The 12,420-nt window shown below is 45.9% G+C and carries 8 protein-coding genes, 10 tRNA genes and 3 rRNA genes; 18 read left to right on the forward strand and 3 right to left on the reverse strand.

Going from position 1 to position 12,420, the window contains the following annotated elements; genetic code table 11:
• The first annotated feature begins 283 nt into the window (after window positions 1-283).
• From BSM4216_RS00820 to BSM4216_RS00830, 3 genes are all read left to right on the forward strand, one after another.
• Window positions 284-733: a DUF2521 family protein gene (locus BSM4216_RS00820; RefSeq protein ID WP_048622385.1), complete on the forward strand. Its 450-nt coding sequence runs from the start codon at window positions 284-286 to the stop codon at window positions 731-733.
• A 90-nt stretch (window positions 734-823) separates the two neighbouring features.
• Window positions 824-1,519 (forward strand): N-acetylmuramoyl-L-alanine amidase CwlD, encoded by a 696-nt coding sequence (cwlD, locus tag BSM4216_RS00825; protein WP_048622386.1) that lies wholly within the window; start codon window positions 824-826, stop codon window positions 1,517-1,519.
• A 209-nt stretch (window positions 1,520-1,728) separates the two neighbouring features.
• The gene (locus BSM4216_RS00830; protein WP_048622387.1) at window positions 1,729-2,790 is read left to right on the forward strand and encodes an Mrp/NBP35 family ATP-binding protein; all 1,062 of its coding nucleotides are present in this window, start codon (window positions 1,729-1,731) and stop codon (window positions 2,788-2,790) included.
• Window positions 2,791-2,826: 36 nt separating this feature from the next.
• On the opposite strand, the gene gerD is transcribed toward BSM4216_RS00830, so the two are convergent.
• On the reverse strand, window positions 2,827-3,423 hold the full coding sequence (gene gerD / locus BSM4216_RS00835; RefSeq protein WP_048622388.1) for a spore germination lipoprotein GerD: 597 nt from the start codon (window positions 3,421-3,423) through the stop codon (window positions 2,827-2,829).
• 146 nt (window positions 3,424-3,569) lie between these two features.
• Here gerD and BSM4216_RS00840 point away from each other — a divergent pair, with 146 nt between their 5' ends.
• Window positions 3,570-4,247, forward strand: a complete 678-nt coding sequence (locus tag BSM4216_RS00840; RefSeq protein ID WP_048622389.1) for a KinB-signaling pathway activation protein — start codon at window positions 3,570-3,572, stop codon at window positions 4,245-4,247.
• Between the two features lie 294 nt (window positions 4,248-4,541).
• On the opposite strand, the gene pdaB is transcribed toward BSM4216_RS00840, so the two are convergent.
• The gene (pdaB, locus tag BSM4216_RS00845; protein WP_048622390.1) at window positions 4,542-5,291 is read right to left on the reverse strand and encodes a polysaccharide deacetylase family sporulation protein PdaB; all 750 of its coding nucleotides are present in this window, start codon (window positions 5,289-5,291) and stop codon (window positions 4,542-4,544) included.
• A gap of 119 nt (window positions 5,292-5,410) precedes the next feature.
• Between pdaB and BSM4216_RS00850 the strand changes: the two genes are divergently transcribed.
• The 14 genes from BSM4216_RS00850 (at window position 5,411) to BSM4216_RS00915 (ending at window position 11,784) form a co-directional block, all read left to right on the forward strand.
• Window positions 5,411-5,641 carry a hypothetical protein gene (locus BSM4216_RS00850; RefSeq protein WP_003354735.1) on the forward strand — a complete coding sequence of 77 codons (231 nt, stop codon included), beginning with the start codon at window positions 5,411-5,413 and terminating at the stop codon, window positions 5,639-5,641.
• A gap of 226 nt (window positions 5,642-5,867) precedes the next feature.
• Window positions 5,868-7,422, forward strand: a 16S ribosomal RNA gene (locus tag BSM4216_RS00855).
• A 260-nt stretch (window positions 7,423-7,682) separates the two neighbouring features.
• Window positions 7,683-10,615: ribosomal RNA gene (locus BSM4216_RS00860) — 23S ribosomal RNA — on the forward strand.
• A 124-nt stretch (window positions 10,616-10,739) separates the two neighbouring features.
• A 5S ribosomal RNA gene (gene rrf / locus BSM4216_RS00865) occupies window positions 10,740-10,855 on the forward strand.
• Together the 16S, 23S and 5S rRNA genes with 10 tRNA genes alongside form the textbook arrangement of a ribosomal RNA operon.
• 8 nt (window positions 10,856-10,863) lie before the next feature.
• Window positions 10,864-10,938: transfer RNA gene (locus tag BSM4216_RS00870), tRNA-Asn, on the forward strand.
• Window position 10,939: 1 nt separating this feature from the next.
• Window positions 10,940-11,012 (forward strand) — tRNA-Thr (locus BSM4216_RS00875).
• Window positions 11,013-11,028: 16 nt separating this feature from the next.
• A tRNA-Glu gene (locus BSM4216_RS00880) sits at window positions 11,029-11,100 on the forward strand.
• Between the two features lie 8 nt (window positions 11,101-11,108).
• A tRNA-Val gene (locus tag BSM4216_RS00885) sits at window positions 11,109-11,184 on the forward strand.
• A gap of 11 nt (window positions 11,185-11,195) precedes the next feature.
• Window positions 11,196-11,271, forward strand: a tRNA-Thr gene (locus BSM4216_RS00890).
• Between the two features lie 5 nt (window positions 11,272-11,276).
• Window positions 11,277-11,361: transfer RNA gene (locus BSM4216_RS00895), tRNA-Tyr, on the forward strand.
• Between the two features lie 56 nt (window positions 11,362-11,417).
• Window positions 11,418-11,492 (forward strand) — tRNA-Gln (locus BSM4216_RS00900).
• Window positions 11,493-11,535: 43 nt separating this feature from the next.
• A tRNA-Lys gene (locus BSM4216_RS00905) sits at window positions 11,536-11,608 on the forward strand.
• A gap of 13 nt (window positions 11,609-11,621) precedes the next feature.
• A tRNA-Gly gene (locus tag BSM4216_RS00910) sits at window positions 11,622-11,693 on the forward strand.
• A gap of 18 nt (window positions 11,694-11,711) precedes the next feature.
• Window positions 11,712-11,784, forward strand: a tRNA-Ala gene (locus BSM4216_RS00915).
• A 356-nt stretch (window positions 11,785-12,140) separates the two neighbouring features.
• On the opposite strand, the gene BSM4216_RS15960 is transcribed toward BSM4216_RS00915, so the two are convergent.
• Window positions 12,141-12,302, reverse strand: coding sequence for an aspartyl-phosphate phosphatase Spo0E family protein (locus tag BSM4216_RS15960; RefSeq protein ID WP_082142212.1), 162 nt, complete (start codon window positions 12,300-12,302; stop codon window positions 12,141-12,143).
• Window positions 12,303-12,420: the final 118 nt, after the last annotated feature.

The following is a 12,420-nucleotide window of genomic DNA, read 5'->3' on the forward strand; positions in this document are numbered from 1 at the left end:
GTGGGAGACCTCTTGGAGGGTGGAGTGACCACTGGCATAAAGAGAACAGCTATTCACGGAAGTTATAAAGACTTGCGTCAATTATCTTAATTGAACCGCCGTATACGGAACCGTACGTACGGTGGTGTGAGAGGACGGGAGTTAATCGCTCCCTCCTACTCGATTTAGAAGAAATTGTATTCACTCTAGATGGCAGTAATGATCCTCCCTTCTACGCCAAGATAACAAGCATCGTATAGTTTCTTTTTTTTGTCGAAAAATAGGACAAAGGAGGATTCTATCGATGACTGTTATTACTTCCTTTACAGAACGATTGCGAAAAAAGGAAATTCAACTTGAACGAAGTCTGTTAAAGGAACTTTCTATCCAAAATTTGCAAAACAGCATTCGAATGTACTTTGGCACGATCCATCTTTTTGGAAATGTTTTGATGGATGATCCGGGATTTGAGGATGCTTGTTTCGATGTGGGGATCGAATCCTACTTATTAGGAGGAAGGTACAGCAAATTTGGATTTTATGGTGAAGACACCAATGTGGTGAAAAATAGATGTCAGCATGAAATCGAGTATTTGACGGATACGTTATATCATTTTTGGCTGTATTGGTGGAAAATCGGCGTGGCTGATAACGTCGATGAATCCACTTTCTACAATTGCAGCCAGTTTGTTGATTACTGGTGGAATGAAGGATACTCCCAGGGAAAGAAACGGTTAAAACTTCGGCTTCATTAACTCGGTCATAGAAAATGGCCTTCGAGTTGGTCTAAAATCCCCCCTTGTCCCATATGTTAAAAAGTAGAGAGAACAAGGAGGGGGCGCTCTATGCACCGGAGATTAAAGTGGGGAGTTTATATATTAGGCTGTGTGCTCATTTTTTTACTAATCCAGTTTAAATTTTTAGAAAACCACTCATGGAAGCCTTGGAATTTGCCGTTATCGGGAAAAATCATTTATTTGGATCCTGGGCATGGCGGTCCCGACGGCGGCGCTACAAAAGACGGTACGCAGGAAAAAGACATTGCTTTAAATGTAGCCAAAAAGGTGAGAGATTATTTACAACAGCAGGGAGCGCTCGTCGTGCTGACACGAGAAAAGGATAAGGACTTAGCAAACCAAGACACGAGCGGACTAAGCCGACGCAAAACAGAAGATTTGAAAAAAAGACTGGATCTCATTAATAAATCGGATGCCGACCTTTTTATAAGCATTCATTTAAATTCTATCCCTTCCCCGCAATGGAGAGGAGCCCAGACGTTTTTTTCCCCGCATTATAAAGAAAATCAAAAAGTCGCAAAATTAATCCAAGACGAACTAGTTTTAAACTTGGAAAACACCAATCGTTTAGCGAAAGCCATTGACCATGTATATATTTTAAGATATGCGAAAAAGCCAGGAGCTTTAGTGGAAATCGGCTTTTTATCCAATCATGATGAAAGAGAACAATTAAAAACGGATGACTATCAGGAAAAAGTGGCAGCGTCCATTTATAAAGGAGTTTTAAGATACTTTACCGAATAGCCGGAGGAGGAGAATCCAATGGCTTTTTATTTTGACCTTTCTGCTTTCCACTTAGAGAATCATAAAGCGAAGGCGGCGATAATTGCGGATGGTGGAAAGTACATTAAGGTAAACGGCCATACGGGAAGATAGACATAGTAGCGAAGTTTTATGGATTGTCTGAATATATGCTATACTATTGAAAAGGAATGAAAAGGAAGGTGTAGAGCGTGATTAGCGAACAAGAAGTGCGGGAGTTGCTAAAAAAGGTGCAAGATCCATTTTTACATAAAACGTTGGAAGAGACCAATGGAATTATGGAAGTCAAAATAAAAGAAGAAAAGAAACATGTAAGTGTGAAGGTGGCTATTTCCAAAACGGGAACCTCTGAGCAATTACAGCTTCAAATGGAAATTGTCAATCTACTGAAAAATGCCGGGGCAGAAACGGTTGGGATTCGCTTTGCGGAACTCCCGAAAGAGGTGCTGGAAAAATTCAAAGGGCAAGCAGGGGATTCCGGACATGATTTGCTTTCTCCTTCTAGTAAAACGGAGTTCATTGCCATCGCGAGCGGTAAAGGGGGAGTAGGTAAGTCCACGGTATCGGTTAATTTAGCCGTTGCGCTGGCCCGCCTCGGCAAAAAGGTCGGACTTGTTGATGCCGATATTTATGGATTTAGTGTTCCGGATATGATGGGGATCACTCATCGCCCGCTCGTCAAAGGCAATAAGATTATACCTGTGGAGCGATTTGGGGTCAAAGTCATTTCAATGGGATTCTTTGTAGAGGATAATGCGCCTGTCATTTGGCGGGGGCCGATGCTAGGGAAAATGCTCAACAACTTCTTTAAAGAAGTGGAGTGGGGAGAACTGGATTATTTGATTTTGGATTTACCTCCGGGAACAGGAGATGTGGCATTGGATGTTCATACGATGATTCCACACAGTAAAGAAATTATCGTATCGACTCCTCATCCGACAGCAGCCTTTGTAGCGGCCAGAGCAGGAGCAATGGCTTTAAGGACCGAGCATGAAATACTTGGTGTCATTGAGAACATGTCTTACTTTGAAAGTAAAAAAACGGGCGAAAGAGAATATATTTTCGGCAAAGGCGGCGGCGAAAAGCTGGCCGAGGAATTGCAGACCGATCTTTTTGGCCAAATTCCGCTTCAACAGCCTGACTGGAATGAAGCAGATTTTGCTCCGTCAGTCTATTCAGAAGATCATCCGATCGGAAAAATTTACATGGATATTGCAAAGAAAGTGGATCAAAAACTGGTCAGCCAAAATTAAGCGAGAAAAGCCGGCAACTTCGGGGCCGGCTTTTTTCTATGGACTAAACTTTTGGCCGCCGCTCGTTGTTTGGTTTTGCTGATCGTTTTTGCCGCTGAGCTGATCATTAGCTTCTTTCACCAGCAAATCCGCTACTTTCTTTTTATATAAAGGGCTCTCAAACGTCTCGAGCATGATTTTTTGAAGGTGCTGTCTGAAATCTTTGCTTTTTAAAAGCTTCATGACTTCTTGTTCATAGGACGGATCTTTTAAAATATCCAGCATCATCGTTTGGTACTCAGGGTCTTTCATTAAACTTTTTAATAACTTTTCGTTTTCTGTTTTTACGCCATTCGCAAAAGAATTTGAAAAGTTAGGGTCTTGAAAAGACTTTTCCCAAAATTTTTTGCCTTTTTCCGATGTTAGTGTTTGTTCGATCGTTTTTGTGATTTCCGGTTGCTCCATTATTAAATTTTTATTCAAATCTTTATCTTTCAATACCTCTTTTATGGCTTTTTTGCCGTCATCGGTTTTCAATATGTCAATGACCATTCTTTTCGTCTCATCATAATTCATGCGGCTGCTAATTTGTTCATCGCCAGAACAGGCCGTTAATAAAAAAAATACGAGAAGAAGAGGCCGTACAATTCTCATGAAAAAAAGCTCCTTTCTAAGAACTTTCTTATCGTTAGGATAATCTAAGGGCCAAAATTTATTCTTTGGGAAGGATTTATCAACTGGATTTTTTGCTCCTCTGTTGGTAAAATCAATACAATACTGGAAAAATGGGGGAACTCGGCGTGACGATTCGAAATTGGGTTCGTTTTTTTATACATACGCTGTTTATTGGGGGAATAACGGCCGGAATTATGGGGTTTATAATTCGTTGGGATGAGTTTGCTCCTTTGTTTCAAAAAGGGGATGTTCTTAACATTTTCTCGGTATTTATATGGCTTGTCGGTGTAGGATTCACGTTTAGTGTTATCAGCCAAATGGGGTATTTTGCCTATTTGACCATTCATCAATTCGGACTGCGCATGTTTCGTTCCAATTCTCTTTGGAATGCTGTTCAAATGATTTTAGTGGCGTTTGTATTGTTTGATTTGGTGTATTTTCGCTTTCAAGCTTTTGCGGATAAAGGAGAATCACTTATCCCTTATTTTGGATTGGCGGCTTTTTTATTGTCCTTTGCGATTGTGGTCGCTTGGATCAAAACAAAACAATCCAATAAAAAAATGTTTGCTTCTGCTCTCTTTTTTATGGTAGTGGCCACCGTTCTGGAATGGCTGCCGGTTTTAACGGTGAATGAAAAAAGCTGGCTGTATTTAATGCTGTTTGCTCTCCTGTTCTGCAATGCTTACCAGCTTCTTATGCTGCCTAAATACATTGAGAGATCCCAAGAAGAGATCTCCCGAAAAAAGAAGGCTATCGTCTATCCGCCAAATGAAAAAAATCACCCTGCCGCAAAAGGAAAATAGTGAATTTTCTTAAAATAAAAAGAACGAGCGGATGTTTACTGACGTTTGTTCGTAGCACCGATAAAAAGGAATGGCTTCCTTTTGGATGAAGGAAGCCAAACCTGTCGTTTACCCGCAAATGCCATATGTATATTCGGAGCTTTTTCCAATGCTCCCGCTAATTTTTAAAGTCTAATGAATGCTGTTCATATTTTTTCCTCTTTCTCTTTTCTTTTCAGCGGTTCTGTTTATTCTCCTGTTTTATTTCTATTATCTTCCGATTTCAGACAGTTTGTTGAAGGTGCTAATGAAGAATTAAGGGATTAATGTAGTATCGACATTGCCGTTTGCAATCATTTCCGAAATGGTCACAAATTTTCCTTTATGCTGAAGTGTCTTGAGGATTAAAGGCAAAGCTTTTTTGGTTTGTTTAGCGGAATCGGAAGCATGAAGCAAAATGATATCACCGTTTTTCGCCTTTGAAACATTTTTGACAATATGATCTACTCCGGGATTTTTCCAATCTTCAGAGTTAACGCTCCAATGAACAATCGTGAATCCGAATTGATCGGCTGTTTTAATCACTCTCTTGTCGAAGTGGCCGGTCGGTGTACGGAATAAATGAACATTTTTCAACTGAAGTTTTTTAAATGTTTCTTTCGTTTTTAAAAATTCCTTTTTCAATTCTTCATCTTCCAAGGCGGTATAATCTTTGTAACTGTAACCTAACATTCCAATTTCGTATCCATGATCGGCTATTTTTTTGACTAAATCGGGATGTCTTTCTGCCCAAGAACCTGAAAGAAAAAAAGTGGCCGCCTTCACTTTGTTTTTAATTAAGGTATTGATAATCGGCTCTGCTCTTTCATCTCCCCAGCCGATATCAAACGTTAAAGCAATTCCTTTTTCGCCTCTGTAGATCGCTTGAGGACCTTCTTTTCCCGCCAAAACAGGAATATGGAGTATATTTTGAGTAAACAATAATAATGCAGTAAAAAATGAAATAATAACAATCAATAATGTTTGTTTCACTCTTTTATCCTTTATCACATACCAAAAATTCATTTTCGGCCCTCCACTAGACAAGTCTTTGCTTCTATTTGTATGACGGCCTTGCAAACGTTAGAACCAGTTCCCGGGTTTTTTCGCAGCGCATGAGACACTTATCAAAAGGAGTGACCTACATGATCGGAATACTAATAAATGAAAAGGAAAAAGAAGAGATCTATTATTTGTTGAAAAGGGAAATGGACGAAATTCTGTTTGATCTTAATGATCACAGAATTGATCATGTTGTGAAAAGGGCGATGAAGGAGAGGTATAACATTTTATTCAATTTATTTAAGAGAGTTGCGAGTCATCATGAATGTATGAAATATTTAAGAGTAGGAAAAAGAACCAAAAGCAGAGAATAAATTTTTTTTTAAAAAAAGATGTTGACACTCCATCATTATGCTGATATATTATTACTTGTCCTTGATGGACAGCATTAAACAAGAAAAAGTTATTGACATTCCCTTAGTGGGATGTTATAATAGAAAAGTCGCTCGTTAAAAACAGGCGGCAGACATGGATCCTTGAAAACTGAACAAAACGAAGCGTAAGCCAATGTTTCAATCGAAACAAGCCAAGTCAAATTTCTTTTTGGAGAGTTTGATCCTGGCTCAGGACGAACGCTGGCGGCGTGCCTAATACATGCAAGTCGAGCGGACTTTCAAGAAGCTTGCTTTTTGAAAGTTAGCGGCGGACGGGTGAGTAACACGTGGGCAACCTGCCTGCAAGACGGGGATAACTCCGGGAAACCGGGGCTAATACCGGATAATATCTTCCTTCGCATGAAGGAAGGTTGAAAGGCGGCGCAAGCTGCCGCTTGCAGATGGGCCCGCGGCGCATTAGCTAGTTGGTGAGGTAACGGCTCACCAAGGCGACGATGCGTAGCCGACCTGAGAGGGTGATCGGCCACACTGGGACTGAGACACGGCCCAGACTCCTACGGGAGGCAGCAGTAGGGAATCTTCCGCAATGGACGAAAGTCTGACGGAGCAACGCCGCGTGAGCGAAGAAGGTCTTCGGATCGTAAAGCTCTGTTGTCAGGGAAGAACAAGTACCGTTCGAACAGGGCGGTACCTTGACGGTACCTGACCAGAAAGCCACGGCTAACTACGTGCCAGCAGCCGCGGTAATACGTAGGTGGCAAGCGTTGTCCGGAATTATTGGGCGTAAAGCGCGCGCAGGCGGTCTCTTAAGTCTGATGTGAAAGCCCACGGCTCAACCGTGGAGGGTCATTGGAAACTGGGAGACTTGAGTGCAGAAGAGGAGAGCGGAATTCCACGTGTAGCGGTGAAATGCGTAGAGATGTGGAGGAACACCAGTGGCGAAGGCGGCTCTCTGGTCTGTAACTGACGCTGAGGCGCGAAAGCGTGGGGAGCGAACAGGATTAGATACCCTGGTAGTCCACGCCGTAAACGATGAGTGCTAAGTGTTAGAGGGCTTCCACCCTTTAGTGCTGCAGCTAACGCATTAAGCACTCCGCCTGGGGAGTACGGCCGCAAGGCTGAAACTCAAAGGAATTGACGGGGGCCCGCACAAGCGGTGGAGCATGTGGTTTAATTCGAAGCAACGCGAAGAACCTTACCAGGTCTTGACATCCTTCGCTACCTCTAGAGATAGAGGGTTCCCCTTCGGGGGACGGAGTGACAGGTGGTGCATGGTTGTCGTCAGCTCGTGTCGTGAGATGTTGGGTTAAGTCCCGCAACGAGCGCAACCCTTGACCTTAGTTGCCAGCATTCAGTTGGGCACTCTAAGGTGACTGCCGGTGACAAACCGGAGGAAGGTGGGGATGACGTCAAATCATCATGCCCCTTATGACCTGGGCTACACACGTGCTACAATGGATGGTACAAAGGGTCGCGAAACCGCGAGGTGGAGCTAATCCCAAAAAACCATTCTCAGTTCGGATTGCAGGCTGCAACTCGCCTGCATGAAGCCGGAATCGCTAGTAATCGCGGATCAGCATGCCGCGGTGAATACGTTCCCGGGCCTTGTACACACCGCCCGTCACACCACGAGAGTTTGCAACACCCGAAGTCGGTGAGGTAACCCTTACGGGAGCCAGCCGCCGAAGGTGGGGCAGATGATTGGGGTGAAGTCGTAACAAGGTAGCCGTATCGGAAGGTGCGGCTGGATCACCTCCTTTCTAAGGAAGAAGAAAAGCAGAGGCGACTGTTCAGGTGCGACAAGCACAAGACAGCTTGCGAGGAGGTAGTATTTCAACCACCGCAGCAAGATGGATTGTGACCTCGAGCACCTAGGAGCCGGAGCTGGACAGATATCAATTGTACGCTTTCGTTTTGTTCAGTTTTGAAGGATTTCATCCTTCCAAGTTGTTCCTTGAAAACTAGATAGAAAAAAGAAGCAGCATAAACCGAGTATCGCCATCTAGGATAAAACCAACATGGTTAAGTTAGAAAGGGCGCACGGTGGATGCCTTGGCACTAGGAGCCGATGAAGGACGGGACTAACTCCGAAAAGCTCCGGGGAGCTGTACGTAAGCGTTGATCCGGAGATTTCCGAATGGGGAAACCCGCTGCCCGTAATGGGGCAGCATCCTTGCCTGAATCCATAGGGTAAGGAAGGCAACCCGGGGAACTGAAACATCTAAGTACCCGGAGGAAGAGAAAGCAACAGCGATTCCCTGAGTAGCGGCGAGCGAAACGGGAACAGCCCAAACCAGAAGGCTTGCCTTCTGGGGTTGTAGGACACCAATGGTGGAGTCACAAAGGAACGAGGTAGACGAAGAGGTCTGGAAAGGCCCGTCAGAGAAGGTAACAACCCTGTAGTCGAAACTTCGTTCCCTCCCTGGTGGATCCTGAGTACGGCGGGACACGAGGAATCCCGTCGGAAGCTGGGAGGACCATCTCCCAAGGCTAAATACTCCCTAGTGACCGATAGTGAACCAGTACCGTGAGGGAAAGGTGAAAAGCACCCCGGGAGGGGAGTGAAAGAGAACCTGAAACCGTGTGCCTACAAGTAGTCAGAGCCCGTTTACGGGTGATGGCGTGCCTTTTGTAGAATGAACCGGCGAGTTGCGATCTCATGCGAGGTTAAGTCGGAAAGACGGAGCCGCAGCGAAAGCGAGTCTGAACAGGGCGCATGAGTATGGGGTCGCAGACCCGAAACCAGGTGATCTACCCATGTCCAGGGTGAAGGTGAGGTAACACTTACTGGAGGCCCGAACCCACGCACGTTGAAAAGTGCGGGGATGAGGTGTGGGTAGGGGTGAAATTCCAATCGAACTTGGAGATAGCTGGTTCTCTCCGAAATAGCTTTAGGGCTAGCCTCAAGGAAAGAGTCTTGGAGGTAGAGCACTGTTTGGACTAGGGGCCCTCATCGGGTTACCGAATTCAGACAAACTCCGAATGCCAGCGACTTATCCTTGGGAGTCAGACTGCGAGTGATAAGATCCGTGGTCAAAAGGGAAACAGCCCAGACCGCCAGCTAAGGTCCCAAAGTATACGTTAAGTGGAAAAGGATGTGGAATTGCTTAGACAACCAGGATGTTGGCTTAGAAGCAGCCACCATTTAAAGAGTGCGTAATAGCTCACTGGTCGAGTGATTCTGCGCCGAAAATGTACCGGGGCTAAACGTATCACCGAAGCTGCGGGTGGACACCTTCGGGTGTCCGCGGTAGGAGAGCGTTCTAAGGGCAGAGAAGCCAGACCGGAAGGACTGGTGGAGCGCTTAGAAGTGAGAATGCCGGTATGAGTAGCGAAAGAAGGGTGAGAATCCCTTCCACCGAATGCCTAAGGTTTCCTGAGGAAGGCTCGTCCTCTCAGGGTTAGTCGGGACCTAAGCCGAGGCCGACAGGCGTAGGCGATGGACAACAGGTTGATATTCCTGTACCACCTCTTTTCCGTTTGAGCGATGGGGGGACGCAGGAGGATAGGGTAAGCGCACTGCTGGATGTGCGTCCAAGCAGTAAGAGGGGCAGCGAGGCAAATCCCGTTGCCACTAACCTCAAGCTGTGACGGCGAGGGAAATATAGTACCGAAGTTCCTGATTCCACACTGCCAAGAAAAGCCTCTAGCGAGGAAAAAGGTGCCCGTACCGCAAACCGACACAGGTAGGCGAGGAGAGAATCCTAAGGTGTGCGAGAGAACTCTCGTTAAGGAACTCGGCAAAATGACCCCGTAACTTCGGGAGAAGGGGTGCTTTTTGGGGTGCATAGCCCCGAGAAGCCGCAGTGAATAGGCCCAGGCGACTGTTTAGCAAAAACACAGGTCTCTGCGAAGCCGTAAGGCGAAGTATAGGGGCTGACGCCTGCCCGGTGCTGGAAGGTTAAGGGGAGCGCTTAAAGCTTTGCTTGAAGGTGCGAACCGAAGCCCCAGTAAACGGCGGCCGTAACTATAACGGTCCTAAGGTAGCGAAATTCCTTGTCAGGTAAGTTCTGACCCGCACGAAAGGCGTAACGATCTGGGCACTGTCTCAACGAGAGACTCGGTGAAATTATAGTACCTGTGAAGATGCAGGTTACCCGCGACAGGACGGAAAGACCCCGTGGAGCTTTACTGCAGCCTGATATTGAATTTTGGTACAGCTTGTACAGGATAGGTAGGAGCCTTGGAAACCGGAGCGCCAGCTTCGGTGGAGGCGCCGGTGGGATACTACCCTGGCTGTACTGAAATTCTAACCCGCACCCCTGATCGGGGTGGGAGACAGTGTCAGGTGGGCAGTTTGACTGGGGCGGTCGCCTCCTAAAAGGTAACGGAGGCGCCCAAAGGTTCCCTCAGAATGGTTGGAAATCATTCGCAGAGTGCAAAGGCAGAAGGGAGCTTGACTGCGAGACCTACAAGTCGAGCAGGGACGAAAGTCGGGCTTAGTGATCCGGTGGTTCCGTATGGAAGGGCCATCGCTCAACGGATAAAAGCTACCCCGGGGATAACAGGCTTATCTCCCCCAAGAGTCCACATCGACGGGGAGGTTTGGCACCTCGATGTCGGCTCATCGCATCCTGGGGCTGTAGTCGGTCCCAAGGGTTGGGCTGTTCGCCCATTAAAGCGGTACGCGAGCTGGGTTCAGAACGTCGTGAGACAGTTCGGTCCCTATCCGTCGCGGGCGCAGGAAATTTGAGAGGAGCTGTCCTTAGTACGAGAGGACCGGGATGGACGCACCGCTGGTGTACCAGTTGTCTCGCCAGAGGCATCGCTGGGTAGCTATGTGCGGAAGGGATAAGTGCTGAAAGCATCTAAGCATGAAGCCCCCCTCAAGATGAGATTTCCCATTTCTTCGGAAAGTAAGATCCCTGAAAGATGATCAGGTAGATAGGTCCGAGGTGGAAGCGTGGTGACACGTGGAGCTGACGGATACTAATCGATCGAGGACTTAACCAAAAGAAAGCGCGAAATCGGTGAAACTGCTTCTTCTATCTAGTTTTGAAGGAATAATTTTTTCCTAAATATCCATTTGTTATTGCAATCTGCATAATTTATGTTATAATATTACCTGTCTTGAACGTCTGGTGACAATGGCGAAGAGGTCACACCCGTTCCCATCCCGAACACGGAAGTTAAGCTCTTCAGCGCCGATGGTAGTGAGGGGATTCCCCTTGCGAGAGTAGGACGTCGCCAGGCGATATCGTTCCGCAGTAGCTCAGTGGTAGAGCAATCGGCTGTTAACCGATCGGTCGTAGGTTCGAATCCTACCTGCGGAGCCATGCTTCCATAGCTCAGCAGGTAGAGCACTTCCATGGTAAGGAAGAGGTCACCGGTTCGAGCCCGGTTGGAAGCTTTCCTGTGATTTTTTTGGCCCGTTGGTCAAGTGGTTAAGACACCGCCCTTTCACGGCGGTAACACGGGTTCGAATCCCGTACGGGTCATCCTCAATGGAGGTTTAGCTCAGCTGGGAGAGCACTTGCCTTACAAGCAAGGGGTCGGCGGTTCGATCCCGTCAACCTCCACCATACTTAAACAAGCCGGCTTAGCTCAATTGGTAGAGCAACTGACTTGTAATCAGTAGGTTGTGGGTTCAAGTCCTACAGCCGGCACCAGCAGCGGAGGGGTAGCGAAGTGGCTAAACGCGGCGGACTGTAAATCCGCTCCCTCAGGGTTCGGCGGTTCGAATCCGTCCCCCTCCACCATTTAATTTTGAATAGTTTTTGTATCGTTGGATATCCTAATAATGTTCATTCATCATTGGGCTATAGCCAAGCGGTAAGGCAACGGACTTTGACTCCGTCATGCGCTGGTTCGAATCCAGCTAGCCCAGCCATTATTGTTGATCCTTTTGAAGGATTTTTTTATTGTTTTTTGATGAGCCATTAGCTCAGTAGGTAGAGCATCTGACTTTTAATCAGAGGGTCGGAGGTTCGAATCCTCCATGGCTCATTGTTTTGTATTTGCGGAAGTAGTTTAGTGGTAGAACACCACCTTCCCAAGGTGGGGGTCGCGGGTTCGAGTCCCGTCTTCCGCTCTATTTGCCGGAAGATATGGGGCCTTAGCTCAGCTGGGAGAGTGCCTGCATCGCACGCAGGAGGTCAGCGGTTCGATCCCGCTAGGCTCCATTTTCAGTTCAGATAGGAAGCTTACGTTTTTTGCCTTAAACCGTTAGGTTTGAGGCTTTTTCTATTTGGATCAGCTCTAGATACATTATCATTTGATTCTTAATTTAAGTAGGAAGAAAATGTTTCTAATTTTAAGACAAAATAATGATATTCTTGATTTTAATCTAATAGACTTTCGTTTGGACGAACTTTCGCATTGCGGATGTTGTTTACAAACAAAATTGTTCGAAGAGTGGGAAAGATTCTGCTGTACTTGAAATTCAAAAAATCTCTTCCAAATATAAAGCGGCCATAGCAGCGGTTGCATTTATGTCCATTTCATAGACAGCAGCCTCCTGCATACGAGGTTGCTGCGTTTATTTTGGACTTTTAGATTCATACAGATTCAAAAGCTGATCCAGCTTTACACTTAATGCAAGCACTTCATCATTTGCAAAAGAAGTTTTCATTGCCTGGGAAATCATTTCAACTCGGCAGTTTTCAATTTGAAGAAGCAAGTCATGTTCTGTTGTTGACATTGTCTATCACCGCTTTTGCTGATTTTTATTATTATCATATCCGTTTTCAAAAATGTGCAAACTTGATTAGGTCAATATTTGTTATGATGGAAGAGAAGATTTTTGAAACTTTCTTTTT

The sequence above is a fragment of the Bacillus smithii genome (assembly GCF_001050115.1).
In the GTDB taxonomy this organism is placed as follows: Bacteria; Bacillota; Bacilli; order Bacillales; family DSM-4216; genus Bacillus_O; species Bacillus_O smithii.